This window comes from Adlercreutzia sp., from assembly GCF_056795635.1.
Window position 1 is genome coordinate 36,281 of the sequence record NZ_JBQIIT010000002.1, and the last position, 22,931, is coordinate 59,211.

The 22,931-nt window shown below is 63.4% G+C and carries 25 protein-coding genes and 2 pseudogenes; 3 read left to right on the forward strand and 24 right to left on the reverse strand.

All coding sequences use genetic code 11. The annotated features are described in order from the left end of the window. Positions 1-101 precede the first annotated feature (101 nt). From ACTOXK_RS01160 to ACTOXK_RS01220, 13 genes are all read right to left on the reverse strand, one after another. Positions 102-1,853: a carbon starvation CstA family protein gene (locus tag ACTOXK_RS01160; RefSeq protein ID WP_482277137.1), complete on the reverse strand. Its 1,752-nt coding sequence runs from the start codon at positions 1,851-1,853 to the stop codon at positions 102-104. Positions 1,854-1,877: 24 nt separating this feature from the next. Further along, the gene (locus ACTOXK_RS01165; RefSeq protein ID WP_482279828.1) at positions 1,878-2,510 is read right to left on the reverse strand and encodes a DUF8052 family protein; all 633 of its coding nucleotides are present in this window, start codon (positions 2,508-2,510) and stop codon (positions 1,878-1,880) included. A 148-nt stretch (positions 2,511-2,658) separates the two neighbouring features. Then, positions 2,659-3,621, reverse strand: coding sequence for a putative manganese transporter (locus ACTOXK_RS01170; protein ID WP_482277139.1), 963 nt, complete (start codon positions 3,619-3,621; stop codon positions 2,659-2,661). A 95-nt stretch (positions 3,622-3,716) separates the two neighbouring features. Then, positions 3,717-5,351 (reverse strand): chaperonin GroEL, encoded by a 1,635-nt coding sequence (gene groL / locus ACTOXK_RS01175; RefSeq protein WP_482277140.1) that lies wholly within the window; start codon positions 5,349-5,351, stop codon positions 3,717-3,719. A gap of 196 nt (positions 5,352-5,547) precedes the next feature. Beyond that, on the reverse strand, positions 5,548-5,835 hold the full coding sequence (locus ACTOXK_RS01180; RefSeq protein ID WP_016309324.1) for a co-chaperone GroES: 288 nt from the start codon (positions 5,833-5,835) through the stop codon (positions 5,548-5,550). Positions 5,836-6,043: 208 nt separating this feature from the next. Then, a complete protein-coding gene (locus ACTOXK_RS01185; protein ID WP_482277141.1) occupies positions 6,044-6,748 on the reverse strand; it encodes a response regulator transcription factor in 705 nt (234 codons plus the stop codon). Next, positions 6,741-7,973: a sensor histidine kinase gene (locus ACTOXK_RS01190; protein ID WP_482279213.1), complete on the reverse strand. Its 1,233-nt coding sequence runs from the start codon at positions 7,971-7,973 to the stop codon at positions 6,741-6,743. Before ACTOXK_RS01190 ends, ACTOXK_RS01185 begins: the two co-directional genes overlap by 8 nt. A 64-nt stretch (positions 7,974-8,037) precedes the next feature. Then, positions 8,038-8,880, reverse strand: coding sequence for an NAD(+) synthase (gene nadE, locus ACTOXK_RS01195; RefSeq protein WP_482277143.1), 843 nt, complete (start codon positions 8,878-8,880; stop codon positions 8,038-8,040). A gap of 128 nt (positions 8,881-9,008) precedes the next feature. Then, positions 9,009-9,365, reverse strand: a complete 357-nt coding sequence (locus tag ACTOXK_RS01200; protein WP_482277144.1) for a hydrogenase maturation nickel metallochaperone HypA/HybF — start codon at positions 9,363-9,365, stop codon at positions 9,009-9,011. A gap of 82 nt (positions 9,366-9,447) precedes the next feature. Beyond that, positions 9,448-10,233 carry a twin-arginine translocase subunit TatC gene (tatC, locus tag ACTOXK_RS01205; RefSeq protein WP_482277145.1) on the reverse strand — a complete coding sequence of 262 codons (786 nt, stop codon included), beginning with the start codon at positions 10,231-10,233 and terminating at the stop codon, positions 9,448-9,450. 3 nt (positions 10,234-10,236) lie between these two features. Further along, a complete protein-coding gene (locus ACTOXK_RS01210; RefSeq protein ID WP_482277146.1) occupies positions 10,237-10,890 on the reverse strand; it encodes a twin-arginine translocase TatA/TatE family subunit in 654 nt (217 codons plus the stop codon). A gap of 21 nt (positions 10,891-10,911) precedes the next feature. Beyond that, the gene (locus tag ACTOXK_RS01215) at positions 10,912-11,124 is read right to left on the reverse strand and encodes a CASC3 protein CASC3 (protein ID WP_482277147.1); all 213 of its coding nucleotides are present in this window, start codon (positions 11,122-11,124) and stop codon (positions 10,912-10,914) included. Between the two features lie 128 nt (positions 11,125-11,252). Then, positions 11,253-12,614, reverse strand: coding sequence for an amidohydrolase family protein (locus ACTOXK_RS01220; RefSeq protein ID WP_482277148.1), 1,362 nt, complete (start codon positions 12,612-12,614; stop codon positions 11,253-11,255). A 149-nt stretch (positions 12,615-12,763) separates the two neighbouring features. On the opposite strand from ACTOXK_RS01220, the gene ACTOXK_RS01225 reads away from it, so the two are divergent. Beyond that, positions 12,764-13,507, forward strand: coding sequence for a class I SAM-dependent methyltransferase (locus ACTOXK_RS01225; RefSeq protein ID WP_482277149.1), 744 nt, complete (start codon positions 12,764-12,766; stop codon positions 13,505-13,507). 83 nt (positions 13,508-13,590) lie between these two features. Here ACTOXK_RS01225 and ACTOXK_RS01230 read toward each other — a convergent pair whose 3' ends face one another. Then, positions 13,591-14,043 (reverse strand): nucleotidyl transferase AbiEii/AbiGii toxin family protein, encoded by a 453-nt coding sequence (locus tag ACTOXK_RS01230; RefSeq protein WP_482277150.1) that lies wholly within the window; start codon positions 14,041-14,043, stop codon positions 13,591-13,593. 42 nt (positions 14,044-14,085) lie between these two features. Continuing rightward, entirely contained in the window at positions 14,086-14,712 is a 627-nt protein-coding gene (locus ACTOXK_RS01235) for a hypothetical protein (RefSeq protein WP_482277151.1), read from the reverse strand. 249 nt (positions 14,713-14,961) lie between these two features. Here ACTOXK_RS01235 and ACTOXK_RS01240 point away from each other — a divergent pair, with 249 nt between their 5' ends. After that, the gene (locus ACTOXK_RS01240; protein WP_482277152.1) at positions 14,962-15,789 is read left to right on the forward strand and encodes a DUF5685 family protein; all 828 of its coding nucleotides are present in this window, start codon (positions 14,962-14,964) and stop codon (positions 15,787-15,789) included. Positions 15,790-16,066: 277 nt separating this feature from the next. Here the strand turns inward: ACTOXK_RS01240 and ACTOXK_RS01245 are convergent, their stop codons facing one another. From ACTOXK_RS01245 to ACTOXK_RS01285, 9 genes and pseudogenes are all read right to left on the reverse strand, one after another. Continuing rightward, complete coding sequence (locus ACTOXK_RS01245; protein WP_482277153.1) at positions 16,067-16,867, reverse strand: TorD/DmsD family molecular chaperone; 801 nt, start codon at positions 16,865-16,867, stop codon at positions 16,067-16,069. 55 nt (positions 16,868-16,922) lie between these two features. Beyond that, on the reverse strand, positions 16,923-17,384 hold the full coding sequence (locus ACTOXK_RS01250) for a DUF4405 domain-containing protein (protein WP_482277154.1): 462 nt from the start codon (positions 17,382-17,384) through the stop codon (positions 16,923-16,925). Next, positions 17,374-17,775, reverse strand: a complete 402-nt coding sequence (locus ACTOXK_RS01255; RefSeq protein ID WP_482277155.1) for a hypothetical protein — start codon at positions 17,773-17,775, stop codon at positions 17,374-17,376. Before ACTOXK_RS01255 ends, ACTOXK_RS01250 begins: the two co-directional genes overlap by 11 nt. Positions 17,776-17,849: 74 nt before the next feature. After that, positions 17,850-17,981: a hypothetical protein gene (locus ACTOXK_RS01260; RefSeq protein WP_482277156.1), complete on the reverse strand. Its 132-nt coding sequence runs from the start codon at positions 17,979-17,981 to the stop codon at positions 17,850-17,852. Then, positions 17,978-18,571, reverse strand: a complete 594-nt coding sequence (nrfD, locus tag ACTOXK_RS01265; RefSeq protein ID WP_482277157.1) for an NrfD/PsrC family molybdoenzyme membrane anchor subunit — start codon at positions 18,569-18,571, stop codon at positions 17,978-17,980. Before nrfD ends, ACTOXK_RS01260 begins: the two co-directional genes overlap by 4 nt. A gap of 113 nt (positions 18,572-18,684) precedes the next feature. Then, positions 18,685-19,305 carry a 4Fe-4S dicluster domain-containing protein gene (locus ACTOXK_RS01270; protein WP_482277158.1) on the reverse strand — a complete coding sequence of 207 codons (621 nt, stop codon included), beginning with the start codon at positions 19,303-19,305 and terminating at the stop codon, positions 18,685-18,687. Between the two features lie 3 nt (positions 19,306-19,308). Continuing rightward, positions 19,309-19,932, reverse strand: a complete 624-nt coding sequence (locus ACTOXK_RS01275) for a molybdopterin dinucleotide binding domain-containing protein (protein ID WP_482277159.1) — start codon at positions 19,930-19,932, stop codon at positions 19,309-19,311. Positions 19,933-19,959: 27 nt separating this feature from the next. Beyond that, a pseudogene (locus ACTOXK_RS01280) lies at positions 19,960-21,450 on the reverse strand (molybdopterin-dependent oxidoreductase); the annotation flags it as partial. Positions 21,451-21,521: 71 nt separating this feature from the next. Next, positions 21,522-22,004, reverse strand: a pseudogene (locus ACTOXK_RS01285) (twin-arginine translocation signal domain-containing protein); the annotation flags it as partial. Between the two features lie 200 nt (positions 22,005-22,204). On the opposite strand from ACTOXK_RS01285, the gene ACTOXK_RS01290 reads away from it, so the two are divergent. Continuing rightward, positions 22,205-22,750, forward strand: coding sequence for a hypothetical protein (locus ACTOXK_RS01290; protein WP_482277160.1), 546 nt, complete (start codon positions 22,205-22,207; stop codon positions 22,748-22,750). Positions 22,751-22,931: the final 181 nt, after the last annotated feature.

Below are 22,931 nucleotides of genomic sequence, written 5' to 3' on the forward strand. Positions count from 1 at the left end.
AGCCACCCGGCACCATGCCGGAGCGACCCGCACCCGCGGGGAGCCCCCTGCACTTAAGGGGCAGATCGCACCCGATGAGCGGCCCGCACTCGAACCGCTTCTTAAGCGGCCTGCTTCTTCCCGAAGATGGTGCGCGCCCCCTTTACCGCCAAGATGACGGCGAACACCATGAGCAGAAGCCCGATGACGAGCTGCAGCACCGTGGCCGCATCCACCGTGCCCGCGGCGATGAGGCCGATCTTGCCCCACACGGTCAGGGCCAACGAGCACAGCGTCACCACCATCATGAAGGCCATGGGCAGGTAGAACATCTTGTTGTTGCGGCCCGCGTTGCCGAGCCACGCGCACACGGCCAGAAGACCGAGGGCGGCCAGAAGCTGGTTGGCGGCACCGAACAGCGGCCAGACGAGCTGATAGCCGGTCAGTCCCAACCCCACGCCGAAGACGACCGTGATAATGGTGGCCACCCACGGGTTCGTGAGCACCTTGCGCCAGCCGGCGAGCTCGCCCATCTCCATACCGTGCGGGGTGAACAACTCTTGGAACATATAGCGGCCCAGGCGCGTGGCGGTATCGAGCGAGGTGAGACAGAACACCGATACAGCCAGCACCAGAAGCGCATAGGCGATGGATTCCACCCCGGCCAGCCCGGGCACGCAGGCGAGCATCTGGGAGAGGCCCGCAGCGAACACCTGGGTCGGCGAGGCATAGGTGCCGTCCATGTAACCGGCGAACACGAAGGCCACCGCGCACAGCGAGATAACGGCCACCAGGCACTCCAGCAGCATGCCGCCGTAGGCGATGGGCTGGGCCTCGGCCTCGCGATCGAGCTGCTTGGAGGTGGTGCCCGAGGCTACCAGGCTATGGAAACCGGAGATGGCGCCGCAGGCGATGGTGATGAACAGGGCCGGGAACAAAAAGCCCGAGGCGGCCACCTTGCTCTCGCCCGCAACAGCCGCAAAGCCCGTAAACGCCGGGATCTCAAGCGATGCCGCGTCGCCGGTCAGGCCCGCGCCGATAATGCCGACAAGGGCCAGGGCAATCATGCCGTAGAGCAGATAACTCGACAGGTAGTCGCGCGGCTGCAGCAGAATCCACACCGGAGCCACCGAGGCCACCAGAATATAAAGGCCCACAATGAGCATCCACGTGGTGTTGTCCAGAGCGATGACCGGCAGATTGTAGCCAAGCTCCACCACGACTACGATAATGGCGATGGCCGAGGCGATGTTAGCCGCCGCGGGAATCTTGCGACCGCGAGTGACAAGACCGTAGATGACGGCCACCACGATGAACAGCACCGAGATCATGGCCGTGCGCATATTCGCCATATTGGCCGCCTCGGCGGCAGCGGCCTTGGCGGCATCATCGAGCGGCACGGGCGTGACGGCGAAGGTGCTCGCAACGATGGAGGCGAAAGCGGCCACCACCAGAATGAGCGTCAGATAGGCGAAGGTGCAGAACAACTTCTTGGCCGTGTCATCGATGTTGTGGGCGATGACCGTGGCAAGCGTTTGCCCCTTGTGGCGGATAGAGGCGAACAGCGCGCCGAAGTCGTGCAGGGCGCCGAAGAAGATGCCGCCGATGAGAACCCACAGAAGCACGGGCACCCAGCCGAAGACGGCAGCCTGGATAGGGCCGTTGATGGGGCCCGCGCCGGCGATGGACGAGAAGTGGTGGCCGAGCACCACGTAGGGCGGAGCAGGCACATAGTCCTTGCCGTCCTCCAACTCATGGGCCGGCGTGGGGCGGTCGGGCCTCACACCCCACTGACGGGCGAGCCAACCGCCGTAGAAGATGTAGCCCGCGACGAGCACGACGATGGCTACGATGAGAATGACCAGTGCGTTCATTCCTGTCCTTCCTTTCCTTTCCCTTTATCTCACCACGGGCGAAACCCTCACGGCCGACGCCTCTGTCACTGGCACTTCCGCAACCGATGCGGAATCGATCACGGCCTCCGCCATGGCCGTGCCTCTTCCGTCCTCCGCCGACGGAGCCCCTTCGGCAAACGCGTTCGCCGCCAAGGTTTCCACGAGTGGCTTTCCCTGAGTATTGGCCCAAACGCGGCGCGCCGACAGATCGACGACGGCCACGCGCATGTCGGCCCAGCCCTTCAGCCCGAAGGAGAAGCTCTTGCGAAACCGGGCTCTGCGCACGAGGCGCGGCACGGCCTCGTCCACCCCATCAGCCACCACGACCAGCGAAAGATACGAACACATATGGTCGGGGGCAAGCTGCACTTTGGCTAGGGCCTCACGGGCCATGAAGTGCAGCAAGTCGTTCAATTCCGCCTCGGTCAGGCGAGCCGTCGGCCAGAAGAACAGATACTCGTGACTGGAAGCCTCCCACAGCTTCGCTCGCTTCACGAGCACGTACTGAGAAGCTGATGAGTGAAACTCGGCATAGCCCGGAAAGGCGCGGCCTGCGAAGCGATGATCGCGCTCGACATCGAACCACGCCTCATGGGCGGCGAGAAGTCGCTCGATGACTTCCATGCGGCCAGCCATGACCATCGCCTTCTTCCAAAAAAGACCTTGCGGATGAACGTTACGAGATTAGTACGATCTCTCCGCCAGCGCAAGGAGTTTTTTTGGCAAATTGTCAGTTCGGAAAAGCCGTTTCCGAAAAAGGGAAGCAGCGCCCAAGCGCGGAGAGCTAGAACACCACGCCCAGGGCGTTGCAGATGAGGCCCCAGAAGACGCCGATGACGTAGAGGGCGACGATGATGGCGAGATTCTGCCTCCAGTGGCGGTTGGCGCGCACGAGCACGAGCAGGCCCACGCCGGCGCTGACGAGCAGGCCGGCGAGCATGGCGCCCGCGCCGAGCACCCCTTCCACGTACAGCTGCGCGATGATCACGCTGGCGGCGCAGTTGGGAATGAGGCCCACGAGCGCCGTGGCAAATACCGAGAAGGCGGGGTTGTCGCCGAGGAACTGGGCGAGAGCGTCCTCCCCCACCACTTCCAGTACGGCGTTAAGCACCACAGTAATGATGAAGATGAACAGCGTCACCTGAATGGTGTGCCTCGTGGCGGATCGCAGGATGCCCTTCCACCCGTGGCCGTGGCTGTGGGTATGCTCCACATCATCGTGGTGCTCGTAGGCGCGCTCGGGCGCCTGCTCGCAGGCATGGCAGTCATCGTTGCACCCGCACTGATCCCGCTCGCACAGCTCGTGAATGCGCAGGCGCTCCCTATCGCGCCGGGCGAGGCGCAGCACCGTGTCCACGATAAAGCCCATGACCATGGCGATGACCACCTTCGCCCCCATGATGGAGAGGATGGTGTTGGCCGGCACCGCCTCGGCGAGAAAGATGGGCAGCATCTCATCGGAGGTGGACAGGAAGATGGCGAACAGGGTGCCCAGGGTGATAACGCGCCCCGCCCACAGCGTGGCCCCCACCGCCGAGAATCCGCACTGGGGCACTACGCCCAGCACCGCGCCCACGATGGGGCCGGCGGCGCCGGCGTGCTGGATGGCCCGCTGGGTCTTGCCGCCCGTCTTGTGCTCGAGCCATTCCATGGCCAGGTAGGTCACGAACAGAAACGGGATGAGGTACAGCGTGTCGGAGACCGAATGCTCCAGCACGTGTTCGGCTATGTGCGCAAATTCTTCCATGGGGCCCATTGTAGAAGAAAGGCGGCCTTCGGGCCGCCTTTCCGCGCGTTAGTTTGTTGAGCGGTTACCCAACCGGAGAGCTTGGGGCCTCCGGCTTAGTACATCCCGCCGCCGCCCTGCATGGCACCGGCCAGAGCGCTCAGATCGGGGCCCTCCTTGGGGATCTCGTTGATGGTGGCCTCGGTGATGAGGATGAGAGCCGCCACGGAGGCCGCGGACTGCAGTGCGGTGCGGGTCACCTTCACCGGGTCGTTCACGCCCATCTCGATCATGTTGCCGTACTCGCCGTTGGCGCAGTTCAGGCCCTCGCCCTTCGGCAGGCTCTTGACCTTCTCCACCACGACGGAGCCCTCGAAGCCCGCGTTCTGGGCGATGGCGCGCATAGGGGCCTCGATGGCCTTGCGGATGATGTTGATGCCGACTTCCTCGTCCTTGTCGCCGGCAACCACGGAATCCAGGGCGTCGATGGCGTCCACCAGGGCCACGCCGCCGCCGGCGACGATGCCCTCCTCCACAGCCGCGCGGGTCGCCTGCAGGGCGTCCTCGATGCGGGACTTCTTCTCCTTCAGCTCGGACTCGGTGGCAGCGCCCACCTTCAGCACGGCCACGCCGCCGGACAGCTTCGCCAGGCGCTCCTGGGCCTTCTCGCGGTCGAAGTCGGAATCGACGCGCTCCAGCTCGGCGCGGATGATCTGGATGCGGTTCTGGATGTCTTCCTTCTTGCCGGCGCCGTCCACGATAAGGGCGGTGTCCTTGGTGACCTTCACGGTCTTGGCGGTGCCGAGCATCTCCATGGTGGCATCGGCCATGGTCATGCCAAAGTCCTTGTCGATGACCTGGGCGCCGGTAACCACGGCGATGTCCTCCAGGATGCGCTTGCGGCGATCACCGAAGCCGGGGGCCTTGATGGCCACCACGGACAGGGTGCCGCGCAGACGGTTCAGCAGGATGGTGGAGAGAGCCTCGCCCTCCACGTCCTCGGCCACGATGAACAGCGGACGGCCGGCGCGCATGACCTCCTCCAGCAGCGGGACCATGTCCTGGATGGAGTTGATCTTCATATCGGTGAGCAGCACGAAGGGATCCTTCAGCACCGCCTCCATCTTCTCCATGTCGGTGGCCATGTAGGGGGAGATGTAGCCGCGCTCGTACTGCATGCCCTCGACGATCTCCATGTCGATGCCGAAGATGGTCTGGGACTCCTCGACGGAGATGGCGCCGTCCTTGCCCACGGCGTCCATGGCCTCGGCGATCTTGTCGCCGATGGCGGTGTCGCCGGCGGAGATGCGGCCCACGTTGGCGATCTGCTCCTTGGTGGACACCGGGGTGGCAGAGCCCTTGATGGAGGCCACGATGGCATCGGTGGCCTTCTCGATGCCGCGGCGGATGCCGAGGGCGTCGGCGCCAGCGGTCACGTTCTTCAGACCCTCGGAGACGATGACGTCGGCGAGCAGGGTGGCGGTGGTGGTGCCGTCGCCGGCCACGTCGTTGGTCTTCACGGCCACCTCGCGCACCAGCTGGGCGCCCATGTTCTCCACGGGGTTCTCCAGCTCCACTTCCTTGGCCACGGTCACGCCGTCGTTGGTGATGAGCGGGGCGCCGTAGGACTTCTCCAGGGCGACGTAGCGGCCCTTGGGGCCGAGGGTCACCTTCACGGCGTCGGCCAGCTTGGACACGCCCGCGGCCAGAGCGGAGCGAGCGTCGGTATCGAACTTGATTTCCTTAGCCATTGGTTCGCGTTCCTTTCGAGTTTTTTATCTTCTCAAAAATCAACAGGGGAAACAGCAGGCTTTTCGTGGTGAGTCGCATCGTGCTGAAGGTTCTGCGGTCTTGAGCTCAGACAGCCTTTGCGCTGTGTGCGAAAGACCGCAGGTTCTGAAGCGCGAGGCGGCCGCCACGGAAAGCCGTCGGCTGTGGCTGAAAAATTTATTCAACCACAGCGTAAATGTCGTCAGCGCGGAGAATGAGCACATTCTCGCCGTCCAGGGCGATCTCGGTGCCGCCGAACTTGCCGTAGATGACCTTGTCGCCCACCTTGACGGGCATGGGGATCAGCTTGCCGTCCTTGTCCATCTTGCCCTCGCCCACGGCGATGATGGTACCGGTCTGCGGCTTCTCCTTGGCGTCGGAGGCCAGGAAGAGACCGGACGCGGTGGTGACCTCGGCCTCGTCCTGCTTCAGGATGACGCGGTCGCCCAGAGGCTTCAAATTCATAGCTTGCCGTCCTTTCAATGGTTTGCGTAGTGCGGGTGCACAACCTCTCATTTAACCACTCTCTCGGGTTAAGTGCTAGCACTCCGCAACTACGAGTGCTAAACAGGAAGACATCATAACAGCAACGCCGGAGAAAACAAGGGGTGACGGAAGGAAAACTTGAGTTTTTTCCACTCAACTTTCCTACAATTACGGTTTTTATCAGGGATTACCGTGCCGCTGGGGAAACAAGCCCCGTCTCGTAGGCAAACACCACGAGCTGGGCCCGATCGTGGGCATCGGTCTTCGCCATGATGCGGGCCAGGTGGGTCTTCACCGTGGCCGGCGAGATGAACAGCTCCTCGGCGATCTCGTCGTTGGACAGGCCGCGGGCCACCAGCATGAGGATCTCGCGCTCGCGGTCGGTAAGGCTGCCCAGGGCCGCTCGGCGGCCGTCGGCGGCCTCGGCGCTCCCCCAGCCGCCCCGAGGCCGGGCGGCCACGAAAGTCTCCACAAGCCGGCGCATGACCGAGGGCTGGATAAGGGCATCGCCGGCGGCCACGACGCGGATGGCAGCGGCAATGTCGTCGGGATCTGCATCCTTGAGCAGAAAGCCGCTCGCTCCGGCCCCCAGGGCGTCGTAGACGTACTCGTCGATATCGAAGGTGGTCAGCACGAGCACCCGGGTTTTGGCCAGCAGCGGGTTGGCCGTGATAGCGCGGCAGGCCTCGATGCCGCTCATCTCCGGCATGCGAATATCCATGAGCACCACATCGGGCCGCAGACGCTGGGCCTCTTCCACGGCCTGGGCGCCGTTTCTGGCCTCGCCGACGATCTCGATGCCCTCGTAGGTGGAGAGGATCATCTTGAACCCCGAGCGCACGAGGTCCTGGTCGTCCACGACAAGCACGCGGATGGGATCGGTCTCAGCCATGGGTCTCCTCCTTCGGGGCGAGGGGAACGGCCACGGCGATGCGGAAGCCGCCCCAGGGGCTCTCGGCGGCGGCGAAGGTGCCATGGAGCAGGCGAACGCGCTCGGCCATGCCCACCAGGCCATGATGGCCGCCCTCCGGCGTCGGGCCGGGTCCGCGGCCGTCGTCGTCTACCACGAGCCGGGCCACAGCGCTCTCCTCGGCCACAAGGGTGATGGCGGCCCGGGTGGCGCCGGCGTGGCGCACGATGTTGGTGACCGCCTCCCGGGCGATGCCGAAGAGGGCCACGTCAATATAGGCCGGCACGCGAGCGCGATCGTAGCCCTCCATGGCCAGAGAGGTCTCGATGCCGGCCCCTTCCAGATAGCCCACGAGATCGGCCATGCGGTCGGTGCCCTCGGTGGGGGCGGTCTCGGCCGGGCCCTCCCCGCTGCGCAGCACGCCGATCATGGCGCGAATCTCCTCCAGGGCCTCCTTCGCCGTGGACCGCACTTCGGCGATGGCCGCTTTAGCTGCCGCCGGATCGCGCTCCACGAGCCGCTCGGCCGCGGCGGCCTGGATGCTCACCGCCGACAGGGAATGGGCCGTGATGTCGTGGACCTCCCGGGCGATGGACACCCGCTCGGCCTCGAGGCGGCGGCGCGCCTCGGTCTCGCGGGTGCGCTCGGCCGCGGCGGCCCGCTCCTCAATGGCCCGGGCACGCTCCTGATGCTCGCGCAGGGCGTAGCCCGCGAAGGCCGCGGCGAGCCCCAAAGCCCCGTTCTGGAAGAGGGTGAGCTGGGTCAGGATGCGAGACTGATCGGGCGGAGGCGGTGCCACGAACAGCAGGACGGCCAGCAGAGCGAAGGCCACGATTGCCTCGCCCCGAGGGCGGCTGGCAGCCAGGGTGAACAGGGCCACGAGCGGCCCCACCACCGACAGGGCAATGCCGTTGAGCTGGGACTGGAGCAGCGCCCAGGCCACGATGCACCCGACGAACGCCACCCAGGGCAAGCGGCGCCGAACCACAAGGGGCACGGTGGTGAGTGCGATGGCCCCCAGGGAGAAGGCCGTGGGCACCATGACTTGGATGCCCATGAGCCGGCGCATGAACTCGTCGGGAATGAGCAAGTTCACCGCCAGAGTGAACTGAAGGCAACCGAAGCCGAAGGCGCCGAGGGCCACCACCACGTCGATGAGCCAGTCGGTGGCGGTGAGTTTCTCGGTCTTTCCCAGCAGCGCATCCATGAGTACCATGGTAAACGAGAGCGGCCCCACGCGCCATACTCCCGTTGGGGTAGTTACGAGGGCGTTATTCGTAGAAGGGAGCAGCGGGGTACGGGGGCTCCAAAGCCCGCTTGAAGGCATTGGCCGCCGTGCGGGCGAGCACGTCGTCCACAAGGCGCCGGGTCGCTTCGGCCTCGCGCCCCTCGGCTGCGAGGGCCGCCGCAATAGCCTCGGGAGCTTCCCCATGCTCCACAGCGGCCACGAGGATGCGGTCCAGGGTGGCGTAGTCGATGCCGAGGGACTTCTCGTCCTCCTGGTCGGGCGACAACTCCGCCGAGGGCGGCTTCACGAACACGTTCACGGGAATGGGGCCGACTCCGCCGGCTTCCACGGCTCGGCGATTGCGGGCCCGGGCCATGGCAAACACATCGGTCTTATAGACGCCGCCCAAGGGGGCGAAGGCCCCGGCCGTGTCGCCGTAGAGGGTGGAGTAGCCCATGGCCGCCTCGGACTTGTTCCCCGTGTTCAGCAGCAGCCATCCATGGGCGTTGGAGAGGGCCATGAGGCATACCATGCGACAGCGGGCTTGAGTGTTCTCGGCGGCCAAGCCCGCAAGCGCGCCCCCGCAGGCTCGGGCGAGAACCATCTCGAAGGCCTCGAAGGGCTCGCAGATGGACACCGTATCCGTGGCGATGCCGAGGTTGGCGGCCAGAGCGCGGGCGTCGGTGAGGGAAGATTCGCTGGAATAGGGCCCCGGTAGCATGATCCCGTGCACGGAGCCGACACCCAGGGCATCGACGGCCATGGCCGCCACGAGGGACGAGTCCATGCCCCCCGACAGCCCGATGACCACATCGGCAAAACCGGCACCGCGCACGAAGTCGCCGAGGGCGGCCGCGCAGGCATCGTACATCTCCAAAGGCTCCATGGACCTTCCTTTCCGGCTCGGGCGGCTGCATAGGGAAACGGCGCAAACCGCGACCTTCGTCGCCCATCGTAGCAAAAGCACCGTCTTGCACTATGGCAGCGCTTTGTTTCCATGGGATTGCCGAGGCCCTAGGATTCCGGCAAGTCCACCTCGATAGACTCGATGGAGAGCTCGCGACCGGCCACCAGTTCGGTAGCGAAGGAGTCGCAGGCGGGGCAGAACCGACTGTAGAGATCGTGCTCGAACTCCTCGCCGCACTCCAGGCAGATGCTGCGAGGGCGCACCATAGTCAGGTCGAGGGCGGCGCCCTCGGTGAAGGGGTCGGCCGCGGCCAGGGCATCGAAGGCGAAGAAGAGGGCATCCTCCACAGCCTCGTTGGCCTCGCCGATGGAGAGCTTCACGGACAGCAGCCGCGCGGCCCCCGCCTCGCGGGCCGCCGCCACCGCCGCGTCCATGACGCCGGTCATCAGTCCCAACTCGTGCATGAGATTCCCTTTCCGGCCCATCCCGGGCCCGATGCAAAAAAGGGCGGGGTCTCCCCCGCCCGACAGCGTCACAGTCCCTTTGCTATTCGTCTTCCTCGGCGGCCAGAGCTTCGTTCTGGGCCTTGATGCGGCGGCCCAGCACCACCCGCGCGATGAGCAAGCTGCCCTCGTAGAGCACGATCATGGCGGCAAACATGAGCAGCATGGTCACCGGCGAGGCATCGGGGGTGACCACGGCGCAGATGACCATGAGCACCACATAGACCGTCCGCCAGCTCCCACGCAGCTTCTTGTAGGGAATGACATCGAAGATGACCAAGTAGAACACGATAAGCGGCAGCTCGAAGGCGAAGCCGAAGCCGAGCTCGAACTTAATGATGATGTCGATGTAGGAGCTCATGCGCGGCGCCACATAGCCCAGCCCCATGGCTTGGTCGGTGAGCCACTGGAACGCCGGGTTCAGGATGATGCAGTAGCAGAACACCGTGCCGATCATGAACAGCGACACCGCCGCAGCGAAGGTGGGCACGAACCACTTGCGCTCGCTCGGCTTCAGAGCCGGCAGGAAGAAGGCGAGCAGCTGCCACAGAATGACGGGCGAGGTGGCCACGATGCCGGCCCAGACCGATATCTGGAAGCGCACGGCGAAGGCCTCGAAGGGATCGATGGCCTGCAACGATGCCAAGCCCGTGGCCGGGTTCACCGGCAGGTACTCGGCGATGGGCATGAGCAGGAACTGGCCCATGGTGGGCGTGGCCATGTAGAACACGATGACGGCCACCGCCAGACAGGCGACGATGCGCACGAGGCGCATGCGCAGCTCGCCGAGGTGGTCGAACAGGGGCATGCGTGCCGGTCCGATAGGCATGATCTAGTCCTCTTTCTTCTCGGCGGCGGGCGTATCGGCGGTTGGCGCGGCAGGCGCCGCATCGGCGGCCTCGGAGACGGTCTTTGCGGCCTGTTCGGCCTTCCGCTTCGCCTCGGCCTCGGCCCGCTTGGCAGCGGCTTCGGCCTTGCGCGCCTCGGCAGCGGCCTTGCGCTCCTCCTCGGCCTTCTTCTTGGCCTCTTCCGCCTCGGCCTCCTTCTTGGCCTGGCGCTCCTTGTCGTAGCGGGCCTTGCGCTCGGCGAAGCTCTCGGGCTTGGCCGGGGCGCCCTCGCCCTGCTCGGCCTTGGCGGCAGCCGCGGCAGCGGCGCCGGCGGCAGCGGTGGTGGTACCGCTCTTCTTCGCGGCCTCCCCCACCTTCTTCGTGGCGGTGCTGGCGGCCTTCTTGGCGGCCGTAGCCCCCTTGCTGGCCTTGGCGGCCACATCGTCCAGGGCGTCGAGCGGGTTCTTGAAGGGATCCTCGGCGTCCTTGTCGAACACCATCTCGCCCTTCAGCACGCCGCTCATCTCCTCCTGGGCGTTCCTGAATTTCGCGATGGCCTTGCCGATGGTCTTCGCCATGGCAGGCAGCTTATCGGGCCCGAAAATGAGGAACCCGAACAGCAGGATGAGAAAAAGCTCGAATCCGCCGATTCCAAACACGTCGCGATCCTTTCTACAGCCCTACAGCGAGAGCACGGTCAGAGCCATAGTGGGAATACCGAGGGCGAGCACGAGGATGACGCAGACCACGATGGTGAAGATCTTCTTCGTGCGCGCCTTGGCCTCGGCGGCCTCCTTGGCGCGGCGCTCCCGCTCTTCGGCCGCGCGGATGCGCTCGGCCTGCTGCTTGCGGGTGATGTTCTTCGACCCGGTCTTGTTCTTCCTCTGGGACATCGCTTGCGCTCCTCGATTCCATCTCTCTTGGCAAATTCGCCATTATCGCAGATTGCGCCGCCGAGCGCCAGAGAAAACCTCCGGCACCGGGCGGCGCTGCATGATTTCCATGGTCCGTCGGGAAGAACTTAGGCCTCGGGGCGCAGCTTGCTGCGAATCTCGATGACCCGGGCGATGTTCTTCGCCACCTCCACTTTCACGTGCCAGCGGTTCTTCTCGTAGAGCACGGCGCCGTCCACCATGGTCATGAGCACGTCGGCCGTGGTGCAGGTGTTCACGACAGCGGCCACGGGGTCGGTGGTGAAGGACTGGTGCGAGCTGGACAGATCCACCGCGATCATGTCGGCGCACTTGCCGATCTCCAGCGAGCCCACCTTGTCGGCCAGGCCGAGGGCCCGGGCGCCGCCGATGGTGGCCACCTCCAGCATGGTTCGCGCATCGAGGAAGCGGCCCGGGTTCACAGCGCGCTGGAGCAGCATGCCGAGGCGCATCTCGGAGAGCATGTCGGTGGACTCGGTGGCGGCCGGCGAATCGGTGCCGATGCCCACGCGCAAGTCGGCGCGGATGAACTCATCGAGGGGCGCGATGCCCATACCCAGCTGGGCGCAGGCCCGCGGACACACGCAGACGGCCACGTTGTAGTTGCGCAGTTTCTTCAGGTCGGCGTCGTCGACGCATACGGCGCCCACGATCATGACGTTGGGGGCGTCGAAGGCGCTCCAGTTCAGAGCGTAGCGCACGGGGCTCACACCCGTGGGCAGCCAGGGCGGGATCTCCACATAGCCGCGCTTCACGTCGCCGCCGTGCACCTGGAAGGGCGAGGAACCGTACTTGACGAAGTCGCATTCCTCGCGGCTGCCGGCGAGCCACATGGCCACGGGCAGATTCTCCTTGGTGGCGAACTGGGAGACGGCCGTGAGCATGGCCGGATGGTTGGTGAACAGGGGCGCCGGGGCGATACCGATGGTGACGCGATCGGAATCTACCTCCTCGCGCCAGTGCAGGATGTCCTTCTGGGCCAGCTGCATAGCGGCGTTGATGCGGTCGCGGTCCATGGCGGCCACGCTGCGGTAGATGACCGAGCGCAAGCCGAGCTTGTTCACGGCGGTGCAGGAGGCGCCGGTGGCGGTGATGTCGGCCACGGTGGTGATGCCGCTGGACAGGGCGTCCAGACCGCCGAGGATGGCCGAATCGAACCAGTCCACTGCCTCGAGGCGAGCGGACTTGCGGGCCACCTCGGAGAGCCATTCCACGTAGGGGGCGTCGTTCACCACGCCGCGCAGCACCGACTGCTCGAGGCGGGTGTGCAGGTCCACCAGGCCGGGCATGATGGCCGCGAGCCCCTGGTCGACGACTTCCTCGTCGGGGTAGCGCAGGCGCAGCATGTCGGCGCTGCCGATGTCGCGGATAACGCCGTCGCGCACGAGCACCGCGCCATCGACGATGGGCTCGGAGGTGACGGGCAGGATGTACTGGGCACAGAGGAGCATGGTGCCTCCCTTCTTGCGAGGAGGGTACGCGATCAGCGACCCATGATAGCATGGCCGACGGCCGCGCACGGATACGCAGGGGGGATTTGCGGCGCGGGGGGCGTATACTGAGGGCCGAACGTTGAGCGAACCGCAAGGAGTTCCCTTCCATGAGCATCGATACCGCCACCGGCCTTGAGGCGCCGCCCGAGCTGTCCAGCGAGCGCGTGCGCGACATCTTCTCCGCCATCGCCCGGAAGTACGAGCGGTTCAACGCCATTTCCAGCTTCGGCGCCTACAAGCTGTGGCTCGCGGGCATGATGCGCCAGGCCCCCATCGCCGAGCACCACGACGTGCTGGACATCGCGGGGGGCACCGGGGACGTCACCTTCACCGTGGCACGTACCAAGCACCCGCGCCACATCCAGTGCACCGACCTGGTGCCCGAGATGCTGGACGTGGCCCGCATGCACATCGACGAGGGCGACGGCGCCGGCGTGCCCATCGACTTCGAGGTGGTGGACGCCCAGGATATTCCCTACGGAGACGCCTCCTACGACGTCATCACCATGGCCTACGGCATCCGCAACATGCCCGACCGGCCCCGCGCCCTCGCGGAGATGTTCCGCGTGCTCAAGCCCGGCGGCTCCCTCGTGTGCCTGGAGTTCTCCACGCCGCCGAACGGGGCCTGGCGGGCCCTGTACCACTTCTATCTGCGCCACCTCATCCCTTTCTGGGGCGGCCTCATCACCGGTGAGGCGGAGGGCTTCGTGTACCTGGCGAAGTCCATCAAGGCCTTCCCCGACCAGGAGGGCTTAGCCGCCCTCATGGAAGAGGCCGGGTTCACCGATGTGACCTGGAAGAACTACACCGGCGGCATCGCCGCCGTCCACGTAGCGAGAAAGCCGGAGTAGGGTCGGCCCAGGCGCGCACCGAGCCATCGCAAGCGAGCCGAGACCGCGGCGCCGTAAGTAAGCGGGCCGCAGTCAAAGGCCCTTTATTGCCCTGGTGCCTTACGGAGCGCCTCCGCTATTTCCCCAACCGCAGAAGCGGCCCGTTCGTAGTTCATCTCCTCATAAAGAAGGGGCGCTGTCACACACTCGTAATCGTCGCGATAGGCTTCCCGACGTAATATCTCTTGCAGCACGGCCGCCACATCGACGTTGAACTCGCGCCGGCTTCGCGTGCGATCGAGATTGGCAATGGAGAGACCTAGATCGGCGGTGCTTTCCACAACAGCTCGCTTTACACGACGGCGCATGCCTTCCGTTGCGTGTTCTTCCTGTATACCGAGATCCACATCTTCGGAAAAGCGACTGATAACGCCATAGCACTTTGAGAGGCACGTTCCCCCTTGAACACGATGGCCGGGTTTCTCCGGGTTACCTCCTTCAGCATAGTAACGGCGAAGTAGTCTTTGACGACGAAAGACCGCGGCAAACTCGCCCAATCTGCAGTTAGACGCAACAACTCTCTAAAGTCTTCTTGTTTCTCATGCAAATACACGATAGCGCTCGCATTCTGCCAACTTTTTGGCGGTTCGACCAGGATAACTTGCCGAGCAATCGTAAATCATCGTCCTCCCCGCTTTGCGAGCAAGCCTCTTCAATGCCTCAAACTCGTATTCATCATAAAACTGAATCTGCTGTTCGGTTATTAAATCGAGGAAGCGCAGAGCATTGACGTTTCTCGCATTTACAGGACGTCGGGGCTTTCGCAGCATAATTCTCTTCCAACCGCCGAAAGGCTTCACCTCTCGTAGCCGCGTGCATTCTTTGTTCGTTGTGACCTCCAGGGTATTGGGAACTTGATCGGAGATACCCGCCTCATTGGCGAGGTTGAATCCCGAGACATAGCCGATAATCTCATTCCCCGACTTCAGCCAACGCTTAGTCGCCACCTGCGTTCCCAGTAGACTGGATTTTCCGAAGCGCGTTTCAGTGGGCAAGTAGTACACGCCGCGATCGTAGCGGGCCAAGGATCCCTCCGCCATGGCCGCATCTATTTTCTTGTACACAGCCTGACGACTGATAGCAGAGAACTCATCAAGAATCTCCTCGATGAGAATGGGCGTATTTTCGCCGAAGCGACACTTCAATATATCAGTGAATGTCTCCATGGCCCGATCATACCTCCTTAATCGCCAGTTGACATATTTTTTCCTAAATTGTAGATATTTGTCAACCACGACAAGCGATAGGAGAGACCGGGCACGGAAATATATCCTAGACACTATCTGCCTTCCGTAGACCCCAAAAGACAGCGACCGACCGGGGGCTTCCCTGGAGTCATCAGCCCCCGAGCGCGTCTTAAGGATCGGGGGTGCTAGAATGCCCCTAGCGCACACGGGCTCAACGGAAGGAGGCTTATGTTCGGATTCGTGGTGGCCGACGCCGGGGCGCTTTCCGAGGCGGAGAAGGACCGCTACCGTGCCGTCTACTGTGGGCTGTGCCTGGCCCTGCGCGATCGCTACGGGCAGCTGTCGCGGGCGTGCCTCACCTACGACCTCACCTTCTTCGTGCTGCTGTGCAACTCCTTGCACGAGCCGCCCGAACAGACCGGCGCGAGCCACTGCGTGATGCACCCGGCCCCGGCCGCCCCGCGGCCGTGGGTGCACTCGACCTGGACCGACTACGCCGCCGGCCTATCGGTGGCACTCGCCTACCACAAGGTGCTCGATGACGTGGCCGACGACGGCTCAGCCGGCGCCCGGGTCGTCCGGCGGCTGCTGGCCGGCGCCTACGAGCAGGCCCGGCAGCGCACTCCCGATGCCTGCGCCGATATCGAAGAGGCCATGGCCGCTATCCGGGCCATCGAGAGGGAAGGGGCGGCAGCCGACCCCGACGGCGCGGCCCGAGCGTTCGGGCAGCTGCTCGGGCGCCTGTTCGGCCGGGGCCAGGGCTTCTGGGCCGACGACATGGAGGCGCTGGGGAACGGCCTCGGGCGACTCATCTACCTCATGGACGCCGCGGTGGACGCCTCCGACGACGCGCGCACCGGCAGCTACAACCCCTTCGTCGCCCTGGGATCGGACCCCGAGGCCATGGGCACCACCCTCGCCCTGGCCGCCGCCGAGGCAGCCGGGCCCTACGAGCGCCTGCCCCTCGTGCAGGACAAGCACCTTCTGGACTCCATCTTGTACTCAGGCATTTGGGCGCAGTTCAATAGGAAGTACCGCGCAGCTCCTCCTGCATAGCCAGCGCTCGCTTTCGATTGCCGGGAATCGGAAGTGCCCTCATTTGTGCAACAAACTTCGGTAAATAGACATGCGGCATTCCGCAAGCAAAGTTACCTGGTTCGTCAGGCAACGTTTTCCCAGGAAATTTCCCTGCAAAGAACCGCCTTGGACGCACGGCATGCCCCCATGTGTCTTTCTGCTGGAGTTTGTTGCACAAAAAGTAGCCTTAACAAAACCAAGGCCCCCGCTCCATAGGGAACGAGGGCCTTGCCAACGTGGCGAAGTGGCGCTGCGCCTACTTGATGAACGCCGCCAGCAGGTTCGCGGCCTGCTTGTAGAAGGGCGCGCGGGCGTCGTCCTGCACGGCCTCGGCGAACGTGGGCATCCACACCTTCGCATGGTCGGCCATGAACTCGTCCCAGGCCGCCTCGGGAGAGCCGCCGGGCAGGTCGGCCGAGGCCACCACATCGCCGGGCTCCTCGCCCTCGTCGAGTTCCGCCGCGCCGTCAAACTCGTCCAGCTCCTCGCCGATCTCCTTGTACTGCTCGGCCTGGGCTTCGGTGGGAGCACCGTCGCCGCCGGCGGCCACATCGGCCTCGGCCGCCTCGTCCATGACGTCGGCCGCGGCGCGCAGGGCCAGGTACTCCAGCAGCTCCAGCTCGGTCCACACGGCATCCAGCGGCTCGTTGGTGCCCTCGGGGCGACCCAGCCCGCAGCTCTTGCAGAAACGCTCCACGGCCATGGAATGCGGATTCACGAACAGCAGCGGCTGCACGCCCTCGGCCTTCGCGCGCCACACACCCTCGTAGGGGCTGCAAGCGGCCTCGGGGGCGCCCACGAACAGGCGCGTGGCCTCGGGGCGCAGCTCCCTCTGAATGTCGGCGGGATCGGCGAGCGCGGCGGCCTCGGCGGCACCGGGGGCCGCAGCGGCCGTCCAATTAATGCCGAGCGCAGCGGCAATCTCGTCGGCGGCCTCGCCCCATTCGCCCGAGGCGATGGCACCGGCGAGCACCTCGTCCTCCGGATAGCGGAACGACAGGGCCAAAAGCTCGCACATCGCCGCGCGGGCCTGCCACATATCAGCGGATAGGGTCATGGAAGTTCCTCCTTCGTCGATTTTGCTTGGCGCTAGTATAGCGTGTATGTTCGCGTCACGCCTCGAGAGGCTCGCGTTCTTCGCAGCCCTCGCAGCCAGTCGATGCGAACGTGCGCCGACGAAGCACCGCCAATGCGGCGGGAGCGCGTACGACCATATGCACGATGAGTGCCGCCAGCAGCACTTTGGCCGACAGAGCGTGCAGCGGGTCCCAGAAGAAGTACCCCGTGGCGTACAGCCCGAGCGCTGGCAGCACCTCACCCGACACCATGACGCCCGACACCGCGCAAGCCGCCAAGGCCAGCAGGAGAACACCGTTCAGCATCGCGCGCACCGCACTCCCCTTGCGCCCTCGGACCAGAAGCCCGTCGGCGCTCAGCACAACATGAACCGCCACGAAAACGACGGCGCCGAGGCCTGCGAACTCGTGCAGCGGAATGCCCGTGAAAAGCGGATTGGCGGCGAGCAGATACGCGACCAGCACAACGGCATCGAACAGCACGTGGCTACGCTTCATGACAGACCTCCCCGCTATCGGTGTTCGCCCGGCTGTTACGACCCATGCGCCGCGCCATCAGCCACAAACCGAGTACGGGGACTGTGGGCATGAGGATCCACAGGTTCAAGCTGGCGTCGCTGGCCTGACGGTAGCGACCGGCGAGCGAATCCCATGCATGGCACTCCACCGTATAGGCGCAACCGGCTTCGGGGCAGACCATCTCGTGAACGCCATCGGGCTCGGGCACGGCGCCGAATCCATGGCACTCCCCGCTCGCACAGCCCGCCGCGGGGCAGGGCGAGTCGGCCGCAATGGACAGCACGGCCGACCGCGGCTCCAGCGCGAAACCAACAGCGACAACAAGCATTATTGCAACAGCGAGCACAGCCGCAGCAATCAGTTTCTTCACAGTGCCTCCTCTCCGACTGAACGAAAGAGCCCGTGCCGGGAAGAAACGGCACGGGCTACCTGAAAGGAAGACAGTTATCGGGAAGACCACTCGTCACCCACCGGCCTCAGCGGCAGGAACTTCAGGCCAAGGAAGAAGACGAGGAACTCGAGGGCCACCACGCCGAGCGTCACGCCCGCCTCAAGCGGCGTGGACCAGTAGATCATGCTCCCGTAGACGCCCGCCAGGCCGGAGTCCCAGGGGTGTGCTGCATAGCGGTCAGCGGGCCGGGCAAGTCCAGGTTAGAGATCTGGAAGCCGCCCACCAAGAGCTGCACGCGCTTGCAGAAGATGCCGGCGATGGCAAGCAGGGAGGCCGCCACGAGCAGGCCGTTGCGGCGAAGGGCCGGAGTGAGGCAGATGACGGCGCACGCCGCGCAGCCGACGATCTCCACCCAGAAGTGCGGCGCGAGCGGGCCGGAGACGAGCATCTGCACCACCTCGAGGCCCGAGCCTGCGGGGAAGCCCTCGGTCAGGAGGTCGCAGCCAAAGAAGTACAGGTCCACGAGCACGAAGGCGCCGAGCAGCTTGGCGAGCTTCACCAGATAGACCTGGTCGAGCTTGAGGTACCCCGCCTTGCGCAGCCCGATGACCGCGGCCATCACGAGCGCTGAGGACACGAACCAGGGGGCCAGAAGGGCCGTGTGCCACATCTCGCGGCCGGCCTGCAGGCCGAAGATCCAGGCGGTCACGGAGTGCACGAGCACCGCGCACACGAGCGCCACCACCGAGATGACGCGCAGGGCCGTGGGCGACATGGCGCCGCGCTCGGCCCGCACCTGGGCCCAGAGGTAGGCGCAGGACAGGATCAGGTAGGCGGGCGGAACGAGCGCGCCCCGCCCGCAAGGTACGTTCGGTTAGAATTGAGCCGCTACACCAGGTAGTACACCGAGGGCCTTGTCCCCTCCTCGGGTAACAGCTGCTTGTATTCCCGCGACGCAATGAGCTTCGCCACTTCCGAATCAGGGTCGTCAAGATCGCCCCAATGACGTGCTCGTTCAGGACACGTCTTTATACAGGCCGGCTCCTCGCCCTTCGTAATGCGATGCCAGCGCATGGTGCATTTTTCCACCGTATGCTTCTGATGCTTCGGCACCGCCGCATCGCCGAAGGCCACATCGACGTGGTATGCCGGCTCCTCCCAGTTGAAGGAGCGCACGCCATTGTAGGGGCAGGCCGACATGCACATGCGGCAGCCGATGCACTTCTCGTAGTCCTGGCGCACCACGCCGGTCTCGGGATCCTTGTAGGTGGCGCCCACCGGGCACACCTTCACGCAGGCCGGGTCCTCGCAGTGCTGGCAGGCCACAGGAGTGTAGGCAAGGGAAACGTTGGGGAAACTCCCTTCGGGAATATCGATGCGATCTCCCCCGTCGGTGAGGATGCGGTTCCACCACACGTTGCTCGGCACGTTGTTCTCGAAGCGACAGGCAACCAAACAGCTATGACAGCCGATGCACCGCTTTGTATCAATGACAAATCCGTATCGCATGGTCTAGTCCTCCCACTTCTTGACATCAACTGTCGCATCGTAGAATGCGTATCCTCCCGAGCAGGCGTCCACGGCATTCGAGGTAAGCTCTTGGAAGCCACCCTCGATGAATTGATAGCGCTGCCACCCCTTCGGGATACAGCAGACCCCCGACGGCAGGGACTCATCAATGATGCCCTTTACCACACAATGGTCCCGATCGTTAAACACTTCGACGATGTCGCCATCGGTGATGCCGCGCTCAAGGGCGTCCTCGCGAGAGATGTGGCACAACGGCTCCCTATCGATCTCCCGGAACGTCGCGCAGCCGAACCACTGGGAATGGGTTCTCCACCGCTCGTGCAGCTGCAAATAACTCAGCGGGTACTTCTTCTTCGCTTCGGAACCCGGCCAATTCTCATAGGGAGGCAGCCACACGGGGAACTGTTGCTCCTTCGCCTCGCTTTGCCAGTCCTGCCCGAAATCGTATCGGGCAAGGGGAATCTCGCAATAGATCTCCGCACGACCCGAAGGAGTGGGGAACTCTTGCCCGTATCCCCCGATAATCCACGGCTCTTCCTCAGTGCCGAAGCTGCGCACGGCCTTCTCCTCCAGAACGCGCTGCTTGGTGATGCCCTTCTCGCGCATGGCGTCGGAATCGAAGAGAACATCGACCTATTCTTCTTCGGTAAGATGAGGAAACACTTCGCCTAGCCCCATCTTCTCCGCCAGCAGCGAGAGAATTTCGTTATCGGTCTTGCTCTCCCACAGAGGGTCGATGGCCTTCTCCTGGTAGGCAATGTAGGGGTTCGAGAAATTGCCGCGCACATCGGTATGCTCGAGCCAGTAGAACACGGGCAGTACGTAATCGGAATACCGGGCAGTGTCGGTCATCTCCAATTCAAGCGAAACGATCAAATCAAGGTTCTCGACCGCATCCTCGATCCACATGCGCTGCTGCGCATTATTGCTGAAGGGGTTGCCGATACTGCTAATGAACGCCTTGATCGTATAGGGCTCCCCCTTGAACGTGCCGGTTTTAACCGTTTCGATCCACGCGCTGAGGCACAGCTGCTTGTTCACCGCATCCAACTTCACCGGATTCAGCCCAGTGAGCACGGCCGGGTTGCACCCGATGGGAATGAGCGACCCGTTGGGCGCCCCCGGACCACCGATGCCAGTTCCAGGCCGCGAGAGATTATTGGTGAGGGCGCTCAAAATAGCCAGCGCCTGGCCCCACAAATGGCCCTCGCGGTAATGGTCGATGCCGAACTGCGTGTAGGTGGTAACCGCCTCGCCGCAGGAATAGATGGCCGCAAGCTCCCGCAGTGTATCTTCGGGAATGCCCGAAAGCTTGGACGCTTCCGCAATAGTGTACTGCGCGATGTGCTCTTTAAGTGCGCGATAGGCCGTCTTCACCTTTACGCCGTCGATCTCGAACTCTCCTTCGAGCACCGGCGCGTCGCATTCAGTGTACAAAGCGGCCTGCCCCGAAGCCGCATCTATCACATAGGCGGGATCGGCCTTGCCGCTTTCCGGCGTGTTCAACGTAACCGCATCGCGAACCGCGGCCATCTCGCCGCCCTCTCGGTTGGAGCGGCGCAGGAAGAGCCCCGTATCTTCGCGAATAAGAAACGGCGCCGTTGTGCACCGAGCGGCATAGTCCGCATCAATGCGGTCGTTGTTCACCACTTCATTGAGCAGGGCGAGAACAACATACAGATCAGTACCGGCGTTCGTTTGGATATACTCATCGCAGTAGCGAGACGTGGCCGAGCGGATGGGATCGATGCAGTGCAGCCTCGCACCGCGATCCTTCGCTGCAAGGATGATGCGCCACGTCTGGGGCGTCGACCACACTGGATTGGTGCCCCAGATGATGATATGGCGGGCATCGATCATGCTCTTCGGCTCATTGCTGTAGCCGAACGTCCCGCCACCCATTACGCGATTGGTGCCCCACCCCATGGTGAAATCCGACATGAGCTGGGGCACCGTGCCACCCACTACGTTGATAAACCGGGCAAGGGCACTGCCTTGAATTCTGCCGTAGTTGCCCGATGCCGTCCCAAAGGACACCGCGTCCGAACCGTATTCCTCCTGAATGCCCTTGATCTTCGCGGCAATCTCCTCGAGCGCTTGATCCCACGAGATACGCTCCCATTCGCCCGACCCCTCGGTGTGGTGCCCTCGGCGCGCTTGAGCGGGTACTTGATCCGGTTGTCGCTATAGGTTCGCTCGGGAATGCTCAGTCCTCGCAGGCAGCAACCAGAATATATCTCCTCGGGATAGTCGCCCCGGGACATCTTCACAACCTTGCCATCGCGAACGTGGGCATTCAGCAAGCAGGCTTGGAAGCAGTTGGATCGGCAGATGGTCGAGAAAATTTGCTCTTCTCCGGTAGAGCTCAGCGAATGCCCTTCGGTCGCCGTGGAACAGCCGGCCAGCGTAGCAGCCGACCCCGCAAGGACGCTCATACCCGTTACCGCAGCCGTGGCTTTCAGGAAATTCCTGCGGGTGAGTCCGGAATGCGGGCTCTTGGTTTCCGACATCTCTCCCCCTCTGATAGCGGGGCGTCCTCGCGACCCTTGCTGCGGTGCGCACCGCAGGCGGAGTCGCTGGCCTTCCCCTCCCCTCGCCCAATGCTTTCGACACCCGGTTTGCGAGGCTCCTCTAGCGTGAACAGAATCGGCCGGATTCTTCTTGTCACAGTTTGTCATACTCTGTCATAGGTTGTCAAGATAAAATGTAGGACAAACTATGACAAAAATGATATAGCTACGAAATGCCTGTTCATAAGTTGTATTGAGCAAGCAAGCACGACAGCAAGAATTGCACTATCTTGCAATGTCAAGACTTATATTAACGAACATTTGATTGTATTATAAGATAATACAATTCCAGTACTTGAGGAGGTGCCATGGTGTTTCTCAATTCTAACCCGGGCATCTCATGCTGGGATACGCACCAACTCCTCAACTTCTTGGCAAAGTCGACCAAGGAAGGCACAATCGTCTACTCCAAGCCCATCGATTCTTTTCTCAAAAGCGATAGCACACGCGATCTTTTCGTGCATGCCGCACTCGTGCTTGCGAATTATTCATTCGAGGTTCTTCCCGAAAATGCACCAACAGGACAGGCAAACATCGACCTTTGCATGGATGGGCAGCTTTGGGAAATAAAAAGTCCCAACGGTGATACACTGCGAGGCGTAGAAACTGCCGTTCGAAAAGCGCAGAAACAATTCAAGAAGATCCTTGGTTCGCCCTACCACCCGCGCCTCATCTTCAATGCAAGATACCACGCCCTTGATGACAGCGACCTCATAACTGAGCTGAGAAAAAGACTTGAGCAACATGGATTCACCGATGCGCTTTTTGTCTCGAAAGAAGGTCGCGTGATAGACATCCCGCTAAGCGAAAAACCCGACGTTCCTATTAGCAGGACCGCCGGGTTGTTGGGTTGATTATAAAAATTCTAGTCCTCGAATGTCAAGACTTATATTAACGAACATTTGATTGTATTATAGACATTAAGCGGGGAGCAGGGCTCTCTGCATACACCACCCCTCCCAAGGATTCTAGATAACTAAGGGGAGGTGATGCAGATGAGCGTTTTCCTGGCCTTGGTTCAGACTCTTGTTGGAG

Coding starts and splice junctions, on each gene's coding strand:
- ACTOXK_RS01160 (WP_482277137.1), bottom strand. CDS start 1,853: ATGAACGCACTGGTCATTCTCATCGTAGCCATCGTCGTGCTCGTCGCG.
- ACTOXK_RS01165 (WP_482279828.1), bottom strand. CDS start 2,510: ATGGCTGGCCGCATGGAAGTCATCGAGCGACTTCTCGCCGCCCATGAG.
- ACTOXK_RS01170 (WP_482277139.1), bottom strand. CDS start 3,621: ATGGAAGAATTTGCGCACATAGCCGAACACGTGCTGGAGCATTCGGTC.
- groL (WP_482277140.1), bottom strand. CDS start 5,351: ATGGCTAAGGAAATCAAGTTCGATACCGACGCTCGCTCCGCTCTGGCC.
- ACTOXK_RS01180 (WP_016309324.1), bottom strand. CDS start 5,835: ATGAATTTGAAGCCTCTGGGCGACCGCGTCATCCTGAAGCAGGACGAG.
- ACTOXK_RS01185 (WP_482277141.1), bottom strand. CDS start 6,748: ATGGCTGAGACCGATCCCATCCGCGTGCTTGTCGTGGACGACCAGGAC.
- ACTOXK_RS01190 (WP_482279213.1), bottom strand. CDS start 7,973: ATGGATGCGCTGCTGGGAAAGACCGAGAAACTCACCGCCACCGACTGG.
- nadE (WP_482277143.1), bottom strand. CDS start 8,880: ATGGAGCCTTTGGAGATGTACGATGCCTGCGCGGCCGCCCTCGGCGAC.
- ACTOXK_RS01200 (WP_482277144.1), bottom strand. CDS start 9,365: ATGCACGAGTTGGGACTGATGACCGGCGTCATGGACGCGGCGGTGGCG.
- tatC (WP_482277145.1), bottom strand. CDS start 10,233: ATGCCTATCGGACCGGCACGCATGCCCCTGTTCGACCACCTCGGCGAG.
- ACTOXK_RS01215 (WP_482277147.1), bottom strand. CDS start 11,124: ATGTCCCAGAGGAAGAACAAGACCGGGTCGAAGAACATCACCCGCAAG.
- ACTOXK_RS01220 (WP_482277148.1), bottom strand. CDS start 12,614: ATGCTCCTCTGTGCCCAGTACATCCTGCCCGTCACCTCCGAGCCCATC.
- ACTOXK_RS01225 (WP_482277149.1), top strand. CDS start 12,764: ATGAGCATCGATACCGCCACCGGCCTTGAGGCGCCGCCCGAGCTGTCC.
- ACTOXK_RS01235 (WP_482277151.1), bottom strand. CDS start 14,712: ATGGAGACATTCACTGATATATTGAAGTGTCGCTTCGGCGAAAATACG.
- ACTOXK_RS01240 (WP_482277152.1), top strand. CDS start 14,962: ATGTTCGGATTCGTGGTGGCCGACGCCGGGGCGCTTTCCGAGGCGGAG.
- ACTOXK_RS01245 (WP_482277153.1), bottom strand. CDS start 16,867: ATGACCCTATCCGCTGATATGTGGCAGGCCCGCGCGGCGATGTGCGAG.
- ACTOXK_RS01250 (WP_482277154.1), bottom strand. CDS start 17,384: ATGAAGCGTAGCCACGTGCTGTTCGATGCCGTTGTGCTGGTCGCGTAT.
- ACTOXK_RS01260 (WP_482277156.1), bottom strand. CDS start 17,981: ATGATCTACTGGTCCACGCCGCTTGAGGCGGGCGTGACGCTCGGCGTG.
- nrfD (WP_482277157.1), bottom strand. CDS start 18,571: ATGTCGCCCACGGCCCTGCGCGTCATCTCGGTGGTGGCGCTCGTGTGC.
- ACTOXK_RS01270 (WP_482277158.1), bottom strand. CDS start 19,305: ATGCGATACGGATTTGTCATTGATACAAAGCGGTGCATCGGCTGTCAT.
- ACTOXK_RS01275 (WP_482277159.1), bottom strand. CDS start 19,932: ATGCGCGAGAAGGGCATCACCAAGCAGCGCGTTCTGGAGGAGAAGGCC.
- ACTOXK_RS01290 (WP_482277160.1), top strand. CDS start 22,205: ATGGTGTTTCTCAATTCTAACCCGGGCATCTCATGCTGGGATACGCAC.